Consider the following 19335-nt stretch of genomic DNA (forward strand, 5'->3'; position numbering starts at 1 on the left):
CGAAATGCAACAGAGGCGGTGTGGAAACACCGATATTGCAAAATGTGGAAGTCGCTCGTCGTCGCCATCGCTCTTACCGCAGCGAGTGGCTCGGCCTTTGCCGCCAGCGCGGTCAACAAGGATGCTGAGACCCGTACGCTGATCGTGACGGAAGGCGGCGGCAAGACGGAGTTGGCGCTGGCCGCTGGCGAAACCGTGGAATTCTGCCCGAACGGCTGTTTTGTCACCTTGCCCAATGGTGACCTCGAGGCCCTGACCGGCTCGGAAACGGTCGAAATCTCGGGTGGCGTTGCCCGCATCAAGTAAGTCGGCAGCAAATGTAGTAGAGGCCGGGCAATGCCCGGCCTTTTCTCGTCTACGGCAACGGTTGCTTAACGATGACGAGGGAAATACCCCGGCGCATATCCGTTGCAACCATACGTTTTAACGTTCGTTGCGCCGTTGCTCGCTATGCCGGATACCAAGACGCCGAAACGTGGCGCGACGGGTTTTTGAGCTGGGCAGGAAAGATATGGATGCGCGGTCGGACAAGAACGCAATCCCGCTTGCGGTCGACCTCGACGGCACGCTGATTGCGACCGATCTTCTTTGGGAAGGCTTGTTCATCCTGCTCAAGAAGAATCCGCTCTATGTTTTCCTGGTTCCGTTCTGGCTGGCCGCCGGCCCGGCGCGGCTGAAACAAGCGATTGCCGACCGCATCGACATCGATCCGGCCTCGCTGCCCTATCGCGAAGCGCTGCTGCAGCGGCTGCGCGCCGACCATCGCGACGGACGCAAGATCGTGCTGGCGACCGGTACGCCACGCAAGTTCGCCGAGACAATCGCCGCGCATCTGGGCGTCTTCGACTATGTGCTGGCGACCGACGGTCCCCACAACATGACCTCGGGCCGCAAGCGCGACGCGCTCATCGCCGCCTATGGCGACGGCGGTTTCGACTATGCCGGCAACAGCCGGCACGACCTCAAGGTTTTCGGAGCCGCACGCAACGCCATCGTCGTGGCGCCCGACCGCCATGCGAGGCGCTGGCAGGCCGCGCATAGCGCCGAAAGGATGCCGGCGCCGAAAAGGACATTGAAGACATTCGTCAAGATGCTGCGGGTGCATCAGTGGCTGAAGAATTCGCTGATAGCGGTGCCGATGGTGCTGTCGCATGAATACTTCAACATCAACATGATCTGGCAATGCCTGCTGGCGTTCGTCGCCTTCAGCGCCGTGGCTTCCGCCATCTACATCCTCAACGATTTCTTCGACCTTGCGCTTGACCGCAAGCACCCGACCAAACGCAACCGGCCTTTCGCCAGCGGCGCGCTGTCGATACCGTTCGGTCTCGGCGCGATGGCCGCTCTGCTGACGATCGGCATCGCCGCCGGGCTTCTGTTGCCGATCGAGTTCCTGGGCGTGCTCGCCGGCTATCTGGTGGTGACCACAGCCTATTCGCTGTCGTTCAAGCGCATGCTCCTGGCCGACGTACTGACGCTGGCGGGGCTCTACACAGTGCGTGTGCTGGCAGGTGCTGCGGCGACCGGGGTCGAAGTCTCGTTCTGGCTGCTCGCCTTCTCGATTTTCTTCTTCCTGTCGCTGGCGCTGGTGAAGCGCTATGTCGAACTGCGCACCACAGCCATTCCGGTGGGCGAGCGCATTGCCGGTCGCGGCTACCGCATCGAAGATCAGGAGATCGTCGCCCAGGCAGGAATGGCGTCGGCCTTCTCCTCGGCGCTGGTGCTGGCGCTCTACATGGACAGCGTCGCGGTACGCGAACTCTATCCGCATCCCTGGCTGGTCTGGCCGCTGGCGCCGATCGTGCTGTATTTGACCATGCGGGTCTGGATCCTGGCACGCCGCAACGAGATGAATGACGATCCGGTCATCTTCATCATTCGCGACTGGCGAAGCCAGATCGTCGTGGTGATCGGCGCGACCCTTCTGGTCGCGGGAGGCTGGTAGGGCATGGCCGGCGAACGGTACCGGAGTTTTGGCCTCGCCACGCCGGCCGCAAAGCGAGCCATCGCGGCCGACGATGCCATCGCGCTGATGCGGAGCGGCAAGGCGACAAAGAACGCCTTGCTCGCCTATGGCAATGGCCGCTCCTATGGCGATTCGTGCCAGAACGAGCCAGGTGCGGTCGTGGACATGCGGCCGCTGAACCGCATCGGCGCCTTCAATGCCGAGACCGGCCTGCTCGAGGCGGAGGCCGGCGTGTTCCTCTCCGATATCATTGCGCACACCGCACCTTACGGTTTCTTTCCGACTGTAGTCCCAGGCACCCAGTTCGTCACCCTTGGCGGCGCGATCGCCAATGACGTCCATGGCAAGAACCATCACCGGCGCGGCACTTTCGGCTGCCATGTCGAGTCTCTCACCCTGTTGCGCTCGGACGGGCGGACCTACACCTGCTCGGCAACCGACAATGCAAGGCTGTTCGCGGCGACGATCGGCGGCATGGGGCTGACCGGCCTGATCCTGTCGGCCTCGATCCGGCTGATGCGGGTGCATTCGCTCAATATCGCCGAGAAGGTAACGCGGTTTGCCGATCTCGGCGAATTCTTCGAACTGGCCGAGGCCGCCGACCAGGCCAATGAATATGCCGTCGCCTGGATCGACCAGCTTGCCGGCGGCCATGGCCGCGGGCGCGGCCTGTTGTTGACAGGCAATCATGCCGAGTATGGCTCGCATGCGGCGTCTCGCGCCGGCTCCCGTTTTTCAGTGCCGTTCCAGCCGCCGTTCAATGTGCTCAACCGGCCGTTCCTCACCGCCTTCAACGCCGCCTATCGGTGGAAGAAGGGGCGCTCGCCGGGGCCGAGCCAAACCGGCTACCAGGGCTTTTTCTTTCCGCTTGATGGTGTCGGCGACTGGAATCGGCTGTATGGCCCGAAAGGTCTCTACCAGCACCAGAGCGTGGTGCCGGAAAATGTCGCGCGTCAGACCGTGCCGGCGCTGCTCGACGCGGCGCGTCGGGCCGGGCAGGGCTCTTTCCTCACCGTGTTGAAGCGCTTCGGCTCGATCCGCTCGCCGGGGCTGCTGTCCTTTCCGCGGCCAGGCTTCACGTTGACGCTGGATTTCCCCAATCGCGGCGACAGGACGCTGGCCCTGCTCAGCGAACTCGACCGCATCACGGTCGCGGCCGGCGGCGCGGTCAACCCGTACAAGGATGCGCGCATGGGCGCTGATACTTTCGCGGCCTCCTTCCCGAATTGGCAGCGGCTTGAAGCGCTGCGCGACCCGGCGTTCGTGTCCAGTTTCTGGCTGCGGACGGCGAAAAAGCTCAACGTCCGGCCAGGGCGTGTCGAGGCAGCTGAATAGGTACAATCCGAATAAGTCATGGTGAATAGATCGTAAATTCCGTGGTTTACTCAAAGCATTGTCGTGACTTCATGAAATGTTTGCAGGTTCGTAATAGGACCGTTGCGAGTGGCGGGTGCAAAATATGAAATACATCGTCTTCATTCTGTTCACGGTTATGACCAATGCCGCCGCGCAGCTGATGCTGAAGCAAGGCATGATGTCACTCGGGCCGATTTCGTTCGAAGGCACCAATCCGCTGTTGAGGCTGTTGCAGGTCGTTTTCAGCCCATGGGTGTTTCTCGGCCTGTGCACCTTCGTCATCTCGATGGCTTCGCATCTCTATGTGCTGTCCAAGGTCGAGCTCAGCTTTGCGTATCCGTTCCTCAGCCTTGCCTATGTCGCGGTTGCGATCTTCGCCTATTTCATCTTCCGCGAGGACCTCAATGCCTGGCGCATTGCCGGCATCGCCTTCATCTGCGTTGGCACCGTGCTGATCGCGCAAAGCGGTCGAGACTTGGGCGGGCGCGGGCATGACGACCAAACCGCTTCCATCATCCCCGACAAGATCCAGACAAACGAGATCGTTCGATGAGACATGTTATTTTCGGCGGCGACGGCTTCGTCGGCCGTCATCTTGCCCCGAAGCTTGTGGCCGATGGCGAAGAGGTTGTCGTTGCCGACATCGTCAAGAGCGACCTGACGCACTATCGCAACGTTCGCTTCGTCACCTGCGATGTCACGGATACGGCCTCGGTGGCCAACATCGGATTGAAGGCCGACGACATGGTCTACAACCTGTCGGCCAAAATGCTGTCGCCGATCCAGGTGCGGGCCAAGCGTCACGACTTCTTCTTTCCGGTGAATTTCCACGGCACCGAACACATCATGCAGGCGATGGACAAGGCCGGCGCGTCCAAGCTCGTCCACTACACCACCGACATGATCTACGGCCACACGGTCACCCAGCCGATGACCGAGGAGCACCCGGTCGCGCCGCTCGGCGAATATGGCTGGTCGAAGCAGAAGACCGAGGAGCTCACCGCTCAATGGCGCAAGCGCGGCATGTCGATCTCGCTGTTTCGCCCGCGTCTGATCATCGGTCCCGGCCGGCTCGGGATCCTGGAAAAGCTGTTCAAACTGATCGACTGGAATTTTCCTGTGCCGATGATCGGCTCGGGCAAGAACCCCTATCAGTTCATCTCGGTGTTCGATTGCGCGGAAGCTGCCCGCGCGGCCTGGAAGGTAGGCGTGCCCAACCAGGCCTATAATCTGGGCTCCCTCAATCCGCCGCCGGTGAAGAAATTGCTGGGCGACCTGATCAAGCATGCCGGCTCGAAGTCGCTGCTGATCCCGACGCCGGGCTGGGCGGTCAAGCGCACCCTCGACCTGCTCGATCTCATGAACATGCCGATCATGGATCCCGAACAATATCTGATCGCCGATGAGGAGTGCGTGCTCGACGTATCCAAGGCCGAGCGCCAGCTCGGCTGGGTGCCGCAATATCGCGACGAGGACATGCTGATCGCCGCCTACAGCGAATACCGCGCCAAGAAAGACGGGCTTGCCGTCACCGCAAATCATGTCCCCGCCGAATAGGTGGGACGACCAGGAGAACTCGGAAATGACCGTCATGGCCAAGCCTGAGCAGACGAACGCGCGCACCATGGTCGGCGCGCCGGCGTTGTCGCCTACCGCCATCGCCAAGCCCGACCTGATCAGCGTCGAGCAGGCGAAGGCGATGGATGTTGCGCGCATGACCGACCTGTTCAAGGCGCATCTCAATCCGGGCCAGCTGCATTTCATGAAGCTGCTCGGCTTCCACAAGATCAAGATCGAGCGTGCCGAAGGCATGTTCTACATCGACCAGAACGGCCGCAAGATTCTCGACTTCTTCGGCGGCTTCGGTTCGCTGGCCTTCGGCCACAACCATCCGCGCATCTTGGAGGCCCGGCGCAAATTCCAGGAGGAGAAGCGCCAGGAAATCGCCATCGCCTTCATGTCGCAATATGCATCGGCCCTTGCGCACAACATCGCCAAATGCTCGCCCGGCGATCTCGACATGGTGTTTCTGGGCTCGTCGGGTTCGGAAGCGATGGAAGCGGCGGTGAAGCTCGCCGAGCGCGCCGCCGGGCCGAAGAGGCCAAAAATCGTCTATGCCGAGAATTCCTTCCACGGCAAGACCAAGGGCGTGCTCGGCATTACCGATGGCCAGCTCTACCGCGCGGACTTCAAGATGGCTGAGAACACCGTTCGCATTCCGTTCGCCGATATCGAAGCGGTCGAGCGGCTGTTCCGCTCCGACCCGGAGGTCGGCGTCATCGTACTCGAGACCATCCAGGGCGGCGGCGGCATCATCCAGGCAGAGGCGCAATACTGGCAGAAATTGCGCGCGCTCTGCGACCACTATGGCGTGCTGTGGGTGGCTGATGAAGTGCAGTGCGGCTATGGCCGGTCCGGCCGCTTCTACGCCTTCGAACATTATGGCGTCGTGCCCGATGTGACGGCGCTGGCCAAGTCGCTCGGCGCAGGCAAGGCGGCGGTCGGCGCGATGGTCGCCCGGCGCGAGGTCTATATGAAGGCCTATGGCACGCCGAAGACGGCGATGATCCATGCCATGGCCACCTTTGGCGGCATGGGCGAGGCCTGCGTCACCGCGATCGAGGGCATCAACGTGCTCTATGATGAGGGGCTGATCGACAACGCCACCACTACCGGCGACTATCTGCTGCAGCGCCTGCAGGCGCTGAAGGAGAAGTACCCGAAGATCATCAAGGATGTGCGCGGCAAAGGCTTTATGGTCGGGCTCGAGTTCCACGACTTCTCGCAGACCTTGCCGATGGTGCTGCGTCCGATCGTCAGCGTCCTCGACGACAAGCTGAAGGGCTCGCTGTCGGGCTTCGTCGGCGCGCTGTTGCTGCGCGACTATGACGTGCTCGTCGCCTTCACCGAATACAACCGCAACGTCATCCGTCTCGAGCCGCCGCTGATCTGCCAGCGCGAGCATGTCGACCATTTCGTCGATGCCTTCGATAGCCTGCTGTCGCGCGGCATCGTGGGGATCGTGAAGGATTTCGTCAAAAGCCAGGTCCGTTAAAGAAGTCCGTTGAGCGAAGTCCCGAGTCCGACAATGCTGAGCAAGTTTCCCGCCCCGCAAAACACACTCGACCGGCTGACCGCGGCCGCTCTGGCGTGGGGCGAGGGGACTTATGCGCGATGGGCCGCGCCAATCGGCGCGATCGCGTTTTCGCTCTATATCCTGCTGACGGCGTTTACCGCCTGGACGATGCCCGATGCCAATTGGGACATGCTGCCTTATCTCGCAATCGCCGAGGAGGGCGCTTACCCAGATGCGCAGGCGCTACATGACTATGCCTACAGAACGGTCCAGGCCGGCGTTTCGGCCGCCGACTACAAGGCGCTGACAGACGATGGCGGCGGCTTCCGCAGCCATATGGCGCAAAATGCCGCCGACTTCCACTCGCTGCTTGGCATGTACCGGATCAAGTTCCTCTATGCCGAGATGCTGTCGACGATGAGTTCGGTGATGTCGCCGGTCGAGGCGATGCGGGTGCTGCAGGTGGTCTCGGTGCTGCTGTTCGGGATGATCACGCTGCTCTGGTTGCGAACCGAAGGCGCGTTGGCGCTGGCGCCGGTGGCCGGCGCGGTGTTGATCATGGCCGATTTCGGCGACGCGGCACGCGCCTCGACCCCGGATCTGTTGTGCTCGGCGCTGTTCCTCGGCGGGCTGCTTGCCTATGTGCGCGGCCGCGAGGCAGCGACCGCTGTCCTGCTTTTCCTGGCCTTCATGGCGCGGCCGGACAATATTGTTTTTCTGGCCATCTTCGCCGTGCTGCTGCTGGTCTTCCGGCAGCGGGCGTGGGGCGCGCTGGCCGGCTTTGCCGCGTCCTTCGTCGCTTATTTCGCGATTTCGCATTGGGCGCAGCATCCCGGCTGGTGGCCGCATCTGTGGTTCTCCAGCATCGAGCAGCACTACAATATGGATGGCTTCGAGCCACCGTTCTCGGTTGGCGCCTATGTCAAGGCGTTCGCCGCATCCTTCATTCGCGCCACCAGCCTCAACAGTTGGGTCGGGGTCTCGGTTCTGGCGCTGGCCGGGTGGCTTGCGCTCAGCCGCGCCGGCTTCCGGCTCGATCGCCGCGCCGGCATCCTGCTTGCAGCACTGGTGCTTGGCGTGCTGGCGAAATTCACCGTCTTTCCGATCCACGACACCCGCATCTACTTCCCGAACCTTCTGCCGCCCTACCTTTTGCTCGTCGGCCCGATCATGGCGCTGTGGGCGTCGGCAAGCCTGAATGGAAGGCGGCCCATCGCCTTGCAGGCCATACCTGGAGATAAGCCATGAGTTCCATTTCCGGCCTGGCGCGCATCGCCCTTTCGCTCGGCCTGCCCGCCGGCCTGCTCGATCGGGGGCCGGCGTTGCGTGGCACGAAATTCCTGGCCAAGGCGGCGCTGAAGGCGCGGTTTGGCGGTGGGCAAGCCTTCCAGATGGTCAATGTCGGCGCTTGCGACGGCGCGCTGTTCGACGACGTCACGCCGTGGCTGCACCGCATTCCGCGGGCGCGGGCCGTGCTGGTCGAGCCGATCCCGTAAAATCAGAAGCGGTTGCGCGCCAACTATCCCGACACGGAACGCTTCGTCATCGAACCGGTCGCGGTGACGAAGACCAAGGGCACGATCACCGTCCACACTTTCGATGCCGCGGCACTCGAGGCCGGCACGCTGCCGATCGAGTTCATCGGCTGCTCGTCGGTCACCGACACCAATCTGATGTCGGGCAAGAATGCCTGGGGCGAGGACGACGCCAATTTCAACAAGTTCGCGCCGCACGTGAGGGATATCGAGGTGCCGTCGGAAACGCTGCAGACGCTGCTCGACCGCAACGGCATCACGCATATCGACGCCTTCCTGGTCGATTGCGAGGGCGCCGACTGGATCGTCTTCGAACAGCTCGATCTCAAGCGCTATCGTCCGGGCATGATCAAGGTCGAGGTCGGCGCGCTGCCGGCGGCCGAAATCGGCGAGGTAGTGGTCAAGCTCAAGACATCAGGCTACCAGGTCGGCTTCCAGGCCGAGGACATCTGGGCCTTCGCCTGAGATAGATCGCCACTGGCGGCACGCCGGCGCGCCGGGTCGCGTCGCATCCGCGACGTGTCGCAAACAGGCGGTAGCTCCATCCACGTCCTCTGCATATTGTGCGCCATTCGAACGGGCGCGGACACGCCCGCTTTATCCCCTTGGAGTCGCGGCAATGGCAGAGTTTCCGAAACAGGCGAAGGTCGTCATCGTCGGCCTGGGTGGCATTGTCGGCGCGTCGATCGCCCATCATCTGATCGAACGCGGCTGGACCGACATTGTCGGTATCGACAAATCGGGCATCCCGACCGACATCGGCTCGACGGCGCATGCCTCGGACTTCTGCTACACCACCAGCCATGATTTCCTGTCCTGCTGGACGACGCTCTACTCCATCGATTTCTACGAAAAGATAGGCCATTACGCCCGCATCGGCGGCCTTGAAGTGGCGCGTGTCGCTGACGACAGCCGCATGGACGAGATCAAGCGCAAGATCGCCTCGGCCAAATCCTTCGGCACCCGCGCCCGGCTGATCGAACCGGCCGAGATCAAGGAAAAATTCCCGCTGATCGAAGAGTCCATGGTGCAGGGCGGCCTGTGGGATCCGGACGCCGGCCTGGTCATCCCGCGCTCGCAGACCGTCGCCGGCAAGCTGGTCGACCAGGCGGAAGCTACGGGGAAACTCAAATCCTTCGCCAACACGCCCGCCAAATCTCTCATCGTCGAGGAAGGCCGCATCAAGGGCGTCGTCACCGACCGCGGCACGATCATGGCCGATTATGTCATCGTCTGCGCCGGCATCTGGGGCCGGCTGATCGCCGAGATGGTCGGCGAAGACCTGCCGGTCATGCCGATCGACCATCCGCTGACCTTCTTCGGACCTTACAATCAATTCGCCGGCACCGGCAAGGAGATCGGCTGGCCGCTGCTGCGCGACCAAGGCAATTCGGCCTATATGCGCGACACCGGCGATCCCAAGACCGCCGAAGGCGGCCAGATCGAATGGGGTTACTACGAAGAGACCAATCCGCGTCTTTGCCATCCGCGCGATTTGCTGGAAAAGGATCAGGCGCGGCTGTCGCCGTCGCAGCGCGATCTCGACATGGAGCAGATCCTGGCGCCGCTGGAGCGCGCCATGGAACTGACGCCGATCCTGGGCGAACTCGGCTACAACGAAAGCCATTCCTTCAACGGCCTGTTGCAGGTGACCGCCGATGGCGGCCCGTCCATGGGCGAGAGCCAGAAGGTGAGGGGCCTCTGGTACGCCGTCGCCATCTGGGTCAAGGACGGCCCCGGCATGGGCAAGCTGATCGCCGACTGGATGACGGACGGCCGCACGGAAATCGACCATCACGCCATCGACTATGCGCGCTTCTATCCGCACCAGACGAAAGAGCAGTTCATCTGGGATCGCTGCACCGAGACGGCGATGAAGGTCTACAATCCAGCGGTGCATCCGCGCGAGCCGTTCTCCAAAGGGCGCAACATCCGCCGCTCGCCGTTCTGGGAGCGTGAGAAGGAACTCGGCGGCTACTTCATGGAGCTGGGCGGCTGGGAGCGCGCGCATGGCTATGCTGCCAACGAGCATCTGCTGGAGAAGTATGGCAACCGGGTTCCCATACGTGAGAACGAGTGGGACAATCGCCATTTCTGGCGGGTGTCCAATGCCGAGCACCTGGCGATGAGCGAGGATTGCGGCATCGTCAACCTTTCGCATTTCTCGATGTACGACATCGAAGGGCCGGACCATGTCGCGCTGCTGGAGTGGCTGTGTGCGGCCAAGATCGGTGGCGACAACAACATCGGCAAGGGTATCTACACCCACTTCCTCGACGAGGAAGGCATGGTGCGCGCCGACTTCACCGTCATCCGCATGGCCGACCGCTGTCGGCTGATCGACGGCGCCGACGCCGGTCCGCGCGACTTCCGCTACATGCAGCGCACCGCGCAGGATAAAGGCTTTGACGTCACCATCACCGACGTGACGGAAAAATATGTCACCATCGGCATCTGGGGACCGAACGCCCGCACGACGCTGCAGAAAGTGGTCGAAAATCCGGATGGTCTCTCGCTCGAGAACTTCCCGTTCGCGGCGATCAAGCCGGTCAGGATCGGCGGCAAGGACGTCACCGCCTTCCGCATCTCTTATGTCGGCGAGCAGGGCTGGGAACTGCACATGCGCTACGAGGACGGCCTGGCCGTTTGGGACGCGCTGCGCTCGACCGGCGTCATGCCGTTCGGCGTCGAGACCTATGCCAACACGCGGCGCATGGAAAAGAGCCTGCGCCTGCAGAACGCCGACCTTCTGACCGAGTACAATCTGCTTGAGGCCGACCTTGCCCGACCGAAGGTCAAGGAGAACGATTTCTGCGGCAAGGCCAAACATGTCGAATACCGCGCCCGCGAGCACCAGCCGGCGATCCTGTGCACGCTGGTGATGACGGAAAACGTCGATTCGAAAGGCGTTGCCCGCTATCCCGTCGGCACCATGCCGGTGATGGATCCGAAGACCGGCGAGACGCTGGTCGACGAACTCGGCCGCCGCTCCTTCACCACGTCGATGGCCTATGGCCCGACCATCGGCAAGAACATCGGCCTCGCCTATCTGCCCTGGGCCCATGCCCAGGAAGGCCGCAAGTTCGCCATCGAATATTTCGGCGAGACCTATCCGGTCGAAGTGGCTGCCGTCGGCTACAAGCCGCTCTACGATCCAGAGAATTTGAAGCCGAGGAGTTGAGCGTCATCGGTTCCAACCAACACATCGAAAAGCCCGGCACCTCGCCGCGTTTTTGCTTTGTCAGCAGCCGGTTTTCGCTTACCTTCGGGTATGTCTGCTTTTTCTTGCGCACGACATTTCCTTTCAGGCAGCGCCGCGCTGGCGCTGGGGCTCTGGCTGGTGCCGCCGGTTCAAGCCGCCGAGCCGGTCGACGTCGAGCTGGTGCTGGCCGTCGACGTGTCGCTGTCGATGTCGCCGGGCGAACTTGAAATCCAGCGTCACGGCTATGCTGCTGCGCTGACGCACGACAATGTTCTGCAGGCCATCGCCGATGGCGCCTACGGCAAGGTCGCCGTCACCTATGTCGAATGGGCGGGAGCGACCACGCAGCAGGTCGTCGTGCCGTGGACGGTGATCGCCAGCCGGGCCGATGCCGAGCGGGTGGCCGCGCAGCTTTCCGCCCATCCGCCGGCCAGCGCCCGGCGCACCTCGATTTCCGGCGCGCTGGAATTCGGCAGCGATCTGTTCGCCGAAAGCGGTTTTCAGGGGACAAAGCGCGTCATCGATATTTCCGGCGACGGCCCCAACAACCAGGGCGCGCCCGTCGACATCACCCGCGACGCGGTGGTCAAGCAAGGCATCATCATCAACGGCCTGCCGCTGATGACGCGCGGCGGGTTCGGCGGCGCCTATGACGTCAACAATCTCGACCGCTACTACAGCGACTGCGTCATCGGCGGTCCCGGATCCTTCATGATCCCGGTCAATGACTGGACGCAGTTTCCCGAAGCGATCCGCCGCAAGCTGGTGCTGGAGCTGGCCGGCGCCGCTTCGCCGCAACGGGCGAGCGAGGAGGCCGGGCATCCGCTGGTGGTGCTGGCGCAGGACCGGCCGACCGACTGCCAGGTCGGCGAAAAGATGTGGCGCGACCGCAGCTGGATGTTCGATGCGCGTTAGCGTGCGCATCATCACGCTGCCGTGAAGGGCCGGCTTCATTGACAAGCCCATGGGCGTCTGTGACACAATTCGACATCCGAAAAAACAAGGGGAACCGACATGAACAAGACCATCGTCGCTGCCGCGGCATTGGCGCTTGCGGCTGCAATATCCGTGCCGGCCGAGGCTGCCACATCGGTCACCATCGGCATCAGCGGATGGACCGGCTTTGCGCCGCTGACGCTCGCCAAGCAGGCCGGCATCTTCGAGAAGCATGGCCTCGACGTGACCCTGAAGAAGGTGCCGCAGGCCAGCCGGCCGCTCGCCATCGCCAGCGGCGACCTGCAATGCGCCGCCACCACGGTCGAGACCTGGCTGGTGTGGAACGCCTCAGGGGTGACCACCAAGCAGATCTTCCAGCTCGACAAATCCTATGGCGCCGACGGCATTGTCGTGCGCAACGACATCAAGACCGTCGCCGACCTCAAGGGCAAGAATGTCGCGTCCTCGGCGCCGGGCACGTCGCCTTATTTCATGCTGGCCTGGGTGCTGAACAAGAACGGCCTGTCGACCAAGGATGTGACCGTCGTCAACCTGGAACCGGATGCGGCGGCGCAAGCCTTCCTCGCCGGCCAGAACGATGCGGCGGTCACCTATGAGCCATTCATCTCGGCGGTGCGCGACAAGTCCGATCAGGGCCACATATTAGCGACCACGCTCGACTATCCGATGGTGCTCGACACGGTCGGCTGCACGCCTGAATTCCTCACCGCCAATCCAGACGCTGCCAAGGCGCTGGCCGACAGCTATTTCGAAGCGCTCGACCTGATCAAGAGCGATCCGCAGAGATCCTACGAGATCATGGGCGCCGACGTGAAGCAGTCTGCTAAAGAATTCGAGGATTCGGCGAAATACCTGAAATGGGCCGACAAGGCGGAGAACAAGCAGTTTTTCACCAAGGAATTCCAGGACTTTTCCAAGACCGCCGGCGAGCTTCTGCTGCAGATGGGGTTGATCAAGGAAGCGCCAGATGTTGCAGCGCTTGCCGATACCAGCGCGGTGGCGAACTGACAGGCCTCGCCTTTGACCATTGTGCGGCGGCGCCTAGGCCGTCGCTCTCTCCTGGACAAGTGATGATTTGACGATGCGGACGATCTGAAGATGCGCCCCTTGCATCCGGTGTCGCCGGGCATTCGAACCGTGCTTGGCATTTCCTTCTTCGTGCTGTTCGTCGCCTTCTGGGCGTGGATCACGCTTGGCGGCCACGTCAACCGCATCTTCCTCGCCGACCCGCTGTCGATGCTGCGGGATGGTTGGCGGCTGCTGGTCGAGGACCGCTTCTGGCTCGACATATTGATCACCATCTGGCGGGTCTTCGGCGGGTTCCTGCTGGCGTCGATCGTCGCCGTGCCGATCGGCATCGCCATGGGCGCCTGGAAACCAATAGAGGCGTTTCTGGAGCCGTTCGTCTCCTTCGCCCGCTACCTCCCGGCTTCGGCCTTCATTCCGCTGCTCATCCTGTGGGCCGGCATTGGCGAGCTGGAAAAGCTGCTGGTCATCTTCGTCGGCTCGGTGTTCCAGATCATCCTGATCGTCGCGGTCAAGGTGGGCTCGACGCGGCGCGATCTGGTCGAGGCGGCCTATACGCTGGGCTCGACCAACAACGGTATCGTCAAACGGGTCATCATGCCGGCCAATGCGCCCGAGATTGCCGAAACGCTGCGGCTGGTGCTCGGCTGGGCCTGGACCTATGTTATCGTCGCCGAGCTGATCGGTTCGTCCTCAGGCATCGGCTACATGATCATCAACAGCCAGTCGCGGCTGGCGACAGGGCAGATCATCTTCGGCATCATCGTCATCGGGCTGATCGGACTGTTGTCCGACTTCGCCTTCAAGGCGTTCAATCGCTGGCTCTTTCCCTGGAGCCTGGCATGAGCAAGTTGCTTATCGAAGGCGTCTCGCGAACCTTCGCCGGCGTGCGCGGCGGGCAACCGGTCAAGGCGCTGATGCCGGTCGACCTTGCGGTCGCGGCCAACGACTTCATCACCATTCTGGGGCCGTCCGGCTGCGGGAAGTCGACGCTGCTCAGGATCGTTGCCGGACTGGAAGCGCCGAGCGAAGGCCGTGTGCTGCTTGACGGCAACGCGGTGACGCAGCCGGGACCGGATCGCGGCATGGTGTTCCAGTCCTACACGCTGTTTCCGTGGCTGACGGTGGCGCAGAATATCGCCTTCGGCCTGCGCGAACGCGGCATGGCCGAAAAGGAGCGAGACGGGATCGTCGCTTCCTATGTCGACCTCGTCGGGCTCAAGGGCTTCGAGAACCATTGGCCAAAGCAGCTGTCCGGCGGCATGCAGCAGCGCACGGCGATCGCCCGGGCGCTGGCCAACGACCCCGAAATCCTGTTGCTGGACGAGCCGTTCGGTGCGCTCGACAACCAGACGCGCGGACTGATGCAGGAACTGCTGCTCGGCATCTGGGAGCGGCGCAAGAAGACGGTGCTGTTCGTCACCCACGACATCGAGGAGGCGATCTTCATGGCTTCGCGGGTAATCGTGATGAGCGCGCGGCCAGGCCGCATTAAGTCGGATGTCGCCATCGACCTGCCCCATCCACGCCACTACACGCTGAAGACCAGCCCGGAATTCTCGGCGCTCAAGGCGCAGCTGACCGAGGATATCCGCGTCGAGGCGATGCGGACGGCGCAGGCGCAGTGACCTAAGCTGGGTTGCCTACGGAAAAGATGCTCGGTTCGCTCAGCAATCGCTTCAAGCGTGGGAGGTCACGCGCAGGAGTTTCCAACGCCGCCTTGAATGCTGCCCATTTTTCGACGTCGAGGCGGAAACTCTGCCGGTCGGCGAGTTCTTTGGAGAGTGCCGTTCGCGCGGTCATGTGACTCTCAGGCCGCCAGCAGCTGCTTGCGGTCGACGCGCTCCTGCTGCGGCGAGCGGGCGTAGAGTTCGCGGTAGCATTTGGAGAAATGCGAGGCCGAGACGAAGCCGCAGGCGACCGCTACCTCGACCACCGGCATCGACGACTGAATCAGCAGGTGCCGGGCGCGGTCGAGGCGGATTTCCAGGTAGTAGCGGGCAGGGGACCTGCCCATCTCGGTGCGGAACAGCCGCTCGATCTGGCGGCGCGACAGGTCGACATGGTCGGCGATCTCGATCAGCGACAGCGGTTCGGAGAGATTGCCTTCCATCAGTTCGATGATGGTCAGCACCTTGGAATTCTGGACGCCCAGGCGCGCGCGCAGCGGCAGGCGCTGGCGGTCGGTCGGGCTGCGCACGCGGTCGGTCAACACCTGCTCGCAGACGCGGTTGACCAGATTGTCGTCGAAGTCGTCGCCGATCAGCTTCAGCATCATGTCGAGGGCGGCGGTGCCGCCGGCGCAGGTGTAGATGTTCTGGTCGATCTCGAAGAGGTCGGCAAAGACGTTGGCCTTGGGAAAGGCCTCGGAAAAGCCCGGCAGGTTTTCCCAATGGATGGCGCAGCGCTTGTTGGAGAGCAGGCCGGCGGCGGCAAGGATATGCGCGCCGGTGCACAGGCCGCCGACCGCGACGCCTCTGTTGTATTCCTCGCGCAGCCAGGCGAAGGCCGACCTATTCTGGTAGCGCTCGACATTCATGCCGCTGCAGACGATGGCCATGTTCGGCCGATCCGGCCCGGCCATTTTCTTGCGCTCTTCCTCGAGCGAGGTGTTGACGGCGCATTCGACGCCGTTGGAGGCGCGCACCGGCTTGCCGTCGATGCTGGCGAGGCGCCAGCGATAGGCCTCATAGCCAAGCATGCGGTTGGCCGAGCGCAGCGGGTCGAGCGCCGTCGCAAAGGCGATCATGGTGAAGTCCGGGACAAGGAAGAATACAAACGATCGCTTGATCGGATGCTTTACGGCGTTCAAGGGAACCTCACGCGGCCATGGCGCGAACAGGATGTCGCGAACAGCACAGCGACATCAGGAAAAACCATTCCTGTCAATTGGCTAGGCGGCTAAGCGGAAACTATATTTGCGACATGGGTCGCAAATGAGCAATCGTCCGGGATGACAGGCACGGGCTGCCGACGGATTGGGCATGGTGGCGGCGGCATAGGTGCCAAAAATGAGAAACGCCGCTTCGGTCAAGCCGAAGCGGCGCTGTTATCGACTATCGGCAGCGGCAGGGAAGCGCTGAGCGCTAGCCGTTATCTCAGGCAACGAAACCGAGGCGCACCGCATTCATGGCACCGGTCTGGCCGGGCATGGTATTGGCAAGGCGCTGGCGCTCGAGAGCGGTCGTCAGGTTCATTTCGCGGCGGGCAAAGAGGCGGGCAAAAAGCTTCATCATCATCTCCTATCGGTTGCTCAGACGGGTCGCCTTCGCTTGATGGAGTGGGGCAGCTCGTTTGCTGACGGTGATATAGGCCTGCGTGAGCAGAAACTAAATCGCAAATGCGAAGCGCTTGAATGGAAATGCGACATCGTTTGCGACATTATTGGGCATGGTGCCCAAAATTTACGATTACTTACAGTGTGTTACCGGCGACATTGAGGCGCCATGCAAGTGACGCATATGCGCCATGCAGCGGCGACACGGCTCTGAAAATCATTTGAGTGCAAATAAGTTGGAGAAAGCCTGCAGGGCGAATAGAGAAGGCCTGCCGGGCTGGTCTGCGCGGCAGGCCTTCAGCACAAGGTACACAATGGTTTACTTTGCTCCAGCCCAGGATCCGACGCCGTGGCGTGCACCGGTCTTGGTGTCGGCAGCTTCAGGCCAGCCGATATCCTTCTGCAGTTCGATCGGTAGCGAGCGGATCGCACGTTCGGTCTGGAAGCGGGCGCGGGCCGCGCTCAATTCGGTCGCAAGCCGACCGATGGATGACAGGATAGACATTTCATTCTCCTTTGGTTGTGGCACGTCCCGCATGAACGCGTTCCGTCGCCTGGATATTCCGCATCGAGTGCAATTCCGTGTCAGGAGCGTTGGAGCCATGGCACGTCCTGCCTTCGATGGAGTTGACTATCCTCCCAATCTGATGTTCAATCAAACGAAATGGAATGATGCTTCACATCAGAAAAATTGAAGGTCGATCCCGATGAACGCCCCACTCAATCATCCGCTGCCGCTGCTCGATCTCGACGTTTTGCGCACCTTCGTGGCCATTGCAGAGACCGGCAGTTTCACCACGGCGGCCAATGCGGTGTTCCGCACGCCGTCGGCGGTCTCCATGCAGATCAAGAAGCTCGAGGACATTCTCGGGCGCTCTGTTTTCGCGCGGGATGCGCGCTCGGTGACGCTGACCACGGATGGCGAGATGCTGCTCGGTTATGCCCGCCGGCTGTTGTCGATCAACCGCGAGGTGGTGTCGAAGTTCATCATCCCCGAGATCGTCGGCGTGGTGCGGCTCGGCTCGCCGGACGACTATGGCGAGCGCGTGTTGCCGCATGTGCTGAAGCGTTTCGCGCAGTCGCATCCGTCGATTGCCGTCGACGTCACCATCGACCAGAGCAGCAATCTGCGCCGCCGCATGGACGACCGGGCGCTCGACATCACGCTGCTGACCAATTCCTACAAGACCAGCGCACTCGGCGCCGAGGTGCTGCTCACCGAGCCGATCGTCTGGGCCGGCGCCAAGGGCGGCAGCGCGCATCTGCGCGAGCCTTTGCCGGTGTCGCTGTGGGAAGAGGGCTGCGCCTGGCGGGCCGGCGCGCTCGATGCGCTGAGCCGTGAAGGCCGCAATTACCGCATCGCCTATATGAGCGCCCACACGGCCGGCCAGCGCGCCGCCATCATGTCGGATCTCGCGGTTGCACCGTTGCCGAAGTCGTTCCTGGGCAACGACATGGTCGAGCTTTGCCCGAAGGACGGCATGCCCGATATCGGCACCTACAATCTGGCGATGGTGGTGTCGCCGGACGCCAGCGCGCCGGTCAAGGCCGTCGCCGACCATATCCGTGCGACGTTCGAGCTTTTCCGCGAAACCGGCAAGTTCTAGAGCGGTTCACCGTTTCACGGAAACGGCGAGCCGCTCTAACTCCTTGTTTTGACTCAATTCCCAAGGGAAAGCGCTACACGCTTTCCCGGGAAAACCGTTTTACACTTTTCCTGGAATTGCTCTGCTATTCCGCTGCTTGGGCGGGGCGCGCCGCGAGAGCGGGTCGCGCCGTGCGCCGCGCAGTTGCGCGCCGCTTGGTGGGCTCACCTTCAAGGAAGGCGACGATGCTGTCCCTGGCGCGACGCGCCTCCGGCATCTCGATCAGCGGCCAGACGTGGAACATGCCTTCCTCATAGACGACGTCGATATCGACGCCGGCAGCGCGTGCCTTTTTGGCGAAGATCAGATTGTCGGGGCTGAGCAGGTCGTGCGAGCCGGTCAGAAGCAGGGTCTGCGGCAGCACCGAGAGGTCGCCATAGAGCGGACTGATATGCCAGTCCCTGCGATCGATGCCGGCACTGTACATGCGGATCGCTTCCAGCCCGCCGGAAATGCCGAGCCACGGATCGTTGCGTTCCGCCTCGAACACTTCGGGGTTGGACAGCGACATNTTCCAGCCCGCCGGAAATGCCGAGCCACGGATCGTTGCGTTCCGCCTCGAACACTTCGGGGTTGGACAGCGACATGTCGAGGCCGGGTGAAATCAGCACGTGGCGCGACGGCAAGGGCAGGCCTTCCTCAGCCGCCATCATGGTCAGCACGACGGCCATGTTGCCGCCCGCGGAATCGCCCATGAAGACGATGTCTTCAGCGTCGGTCTCATCCAGCATCTGCCGGTAGACGTCGCCGACCATGCCGAACATGGCGTGGAAATCATGCTCCGGCGCGATGGGATAGATCGGCACGGTGATGCCGAAACCCAAGCGCTCGGCCACCTCGGCGATCAACCCCCAATGATAGGATGTGATCTGGAAGACATAGGCGCCGCCATGCATGTAGAGGATGCGCCTGCGTTCGCCGGCCTTCGGCGCGATTTCATAGACAGGGAAGCCATCGACGCTGCGCTCGGTGATATCGAGCTGCTCCCGCAGCAATGCCGGGGGATGATGATCCTCGGTCTTGCGGGCATATGCGATCCAGCGCTGCAGGTTTTCCGGGCTGGCAAATGCCTTCTTGCGGCTGTGCCGGAGGATGAAGGAAACGAGGTGGCTTTTGAAACTGGGCATTCGCGTACACAAGCTCGGCCGCAGCCGACTAAGAGAATTCCCCCACTGTCTCGAAGATCGTACCTCCAGCCGAAATGTCAAGATTCTGGCCCAAGCCAACACGGTTGTTTGATCAGCCAGGTCCGCTGTTTTGCGCAGCGCGGCTCAGCGCCGGGGCAGCAGCGCGG

The 19335-nt window shown here is 62.4% G+C and carries 19 protein-coding genes and 1 pseudogene; 15 read left to right on the plus strand and 5 right to left on the minus strand.

The features are described from left to right. Window positions 1-42: 42 nt before the first annotated feature. The 14 genes from X756_RS145890 (at window position 43) to X756_RS145835 (ending at window position 14746) form a co-directional block, all read left to right on the plus strand. Window positions 43-306, plus strand: a complete 264-nt coding sequence (locus X756_RS145890) for a hypothetical protein (protein ID WP_023670370.1) — start codon at window positions 43-45, stop codon at window positions 304-306. Window positions 307-511: 205 nt separating this feature from the next. Further along, on the plus strand, window positions 512-1945 hold the full coding sequence (locus X756_RS145885) for a UbiA family prenyltransferase (RefSeq protein ID WP_023730680.1): 1434 nt from the start codon (window positions 512-514) through the stop codon (window positions 1943-1945). Between the two features lie 3 nt (window positions 1946-1948). Next, entirely contained in the window at window positions 1949-3301 is a 1353-nt protein-coding gene (locus tag X756_RS145880; protein WP_023730681.1) for an FAD-binding oxidoreductase, read from the plus strand. 124 nt (window positions 3302-3425) lie between these two features. Beyond that, entirely contained in the window at window positions 3426-3875 is a 450-nt protein-coding gene (locus tag X756_RS145875) for an EamA family transporter (RefSeq protein WP_023670373.1), read from the plus strand. After that, a complete protein-coding gene (locus tag X756_RS145870; RefSeq protein ID WP_023730682.1) occupies window positions 3872-4879 on the plus strand; it encodes an NAD(P)-dependent oxidoreductase in 1008 nt (335 codons plus the stop codon). The genes X756_RS145875 and X756_RS145870 overlap by 4 nt, the downstream gene beginning before the upstream one ends. 67 nt (window positions 4880-4946) lie before the next feature. Then, window positions 4947-6377 carry an aspartate aminotransferase family protein gene (locus X756_RS145865; protein WP_245264558.1) on the plus strand — a complete coding sequence of 477 codons (1431 nt, stop codon included), beginning with the start codon at window positions 4947-4949 and terminating at the stop codon, window positions 6375-6377. 33 nt (window positions 6378-6410) lie between these two features. Beyond that, window positions 6411-7646 (plus strand): glycosyltransferase 87 family protein, encoded by a 1236-nt coding sequence (locus tag X756_RS145860; RefSeq protein WP_023730684.1) that lies wholly within the window; start codon window positions 6411-6413, stop codon window positions 7644-7646. Then, a complete protein-coding gene (locus X756_RS1000000170010; protein ID WP_245264549.1) occupies window positions 7643-7894 on the plus strand; it encodes a hypothetical protein in 252 nt (83 codons plus the stop codon). Before X756_RS145860 ends, X756_RS1000000170010 begins: the two co-directional genes overlap by 4 nt. 12 nt (window positions 7895-7906) lie before the next feature. After that, entirely contained in the window at window positions 7907-8398 is a 492-nt protein-coding gene (locus X756_RS01000000165795; RefSeq protein WP_245264550.1) for an FkbM family methyltransferase, read from the plus strand. 154 nt (window positions 8399-8552) lie between these two features. Beyond that, window positions 8553-11114, plus strand: a complete 2562-nt coding sequence (locus X756_RS145855; protein ID WP_023730685.1) for an FAD-dependent oxidoreductase — start codon at window positions 8553-8555, stop codon at window positions 11112-11114. A 90-nt stretch (window positions 11115-11204) separates the two neighbouring features. Beyond that, window positions 11205-12050, plus strand: coding sequence for a DUF1194 domain-containing protein (locus X756_RS145850; RefSeq protein ID WP_023730686.1), 846 nt, complete (start codon window positions 11205-11207; stop codon window positions 12048-12050). 99 nt (window positions 12051-12149) lie between these two features. Next, window positions 12150-13100 carry an ABC transporter substrate-binding protein gene (locus X756_RS145845; RefSeq protein WP_023730687.1) on the plus strand — a complete coding sequence of 317 codons (951 nt, stop codon included), beginning with the start codon at window positions 12150-12152 and terminating at the stop codon, window positions 13098-13100. Window positions 13101-13190: 90 nt separating this feature from the next. Beyond that, window positions 13191-13964, plus strand: a complete 774-nt coding sequence (locus tag X756_RS145840; RefSeq protein ID WP_023670383.1) for an ABC transporter permease — start codon at window positions 13191-13193, stop codon at window positions 13962-13964. Continuing rightward, window positions 13961-14746: an ABC transporter ATP-binding protein gene (locus X756_RS145835; RefSeq protein ID WP_023730688.1), complete on the plus strand. Its 786-nt coding sequence runs from the start codon at window positions 13961-13963 to the stop codon at window positions 14744-14746. Before X756_RS145840 ends, X756_RS145835 begins: the two co-directional genes overlap by 4 nt. Window position 14747: 1 nt before the next feature. Here the strand turns inward: X756_RS145835 and X756_RS1000000167835 are convergent, their stop codons facing one another. The 4 genes from X756_RS1000000167835 to X756_RS145825 form a co-directional block, all read right to left on the minus strand. Beyond that, window positions 14748-14921 carry a DUF1778 domain-containing protein gene (locus X756_RS1000000167835; RefSeq protein WP_084569949.1) on the minus strand — a complete coding sequence of 58 codons (174 nt, stop codon included), beginning with the start codon at window positions 14919-14921 and terminating at the stop codon, window positions 14748-14750. A gap of 7 nt (window positions 14922-14928) precedes the next feature. Then, a complete protein-coding gene (locus tag X756_RS145830; protein ID WP_348524244.1) occupies window positions 14929-15867 on the minus strand; it encodes a GlxA family transcriptional regulator in 939 nt (312 codons plus the stop codon). Window positions 15868-16216: 349 nt separating this feature from the next. Next, window positions 16217-16351 carry a hypothetical protein gene (locus X756_RS1000000170430; protein WP_023681787.1) on the minus strand — a complete coding sequence of 45 codons (135 nt, stop codon included), beginning with the start codon at window positions 16349-16351 and terminating at the stop codon, window positions 16217-16219. Between the two features lie 363 nt (window positions 16352-16714). After that, the gene (locus tag X756_RS145825) at window positions 16715-16900 is read right to left on the minus strand and encodes a hypothetical protein (protein WP_023681786.1); all 186 of its coding nucleotides are present in this window, start codon (window positions 16898-16900) and stop codon (window positions 16715-16717) included. Between the two features lie 202 nt (window positions 16901-17102). Here X756_RS145825 and X756_RS145820 point away from each other — a divergent pair, with 202 nt between their 5' ends. Beyond that, window positions 17103-18002 (plus strand): LysR substrate-binding domain-containing protein, encoded by a 900-nt coding sequence (locus X756_RS145820; RefSeq protein WP_023670389.1) that lies wholly within the window; start codon window positions 17103-17105, stop codon window positions 18000-18002. Window positions 18003-18126: 124 nt separating this feature from the next. Here the strand turns inward: X756_RS145820 and X756_RS01000000165800 are convergent. Beyond that, window positions 18127-19168: pseudogene (locus tag X756_RS01000000165800) on the minus strand (alpha/beta hydrolase). Window positions 19169-19335: the final 167 nt, after the last annotated feature.

The organism is Mesorhizobium sp. LNJC405B00, from assembly GCF_000502615.1.
Classification (GTDB): domain Bacteria; phylum Pseudomonadota; class Alphaproteobacteria; order Rhizobiales; family Rhizobiaceae; genus Mesorhizobium.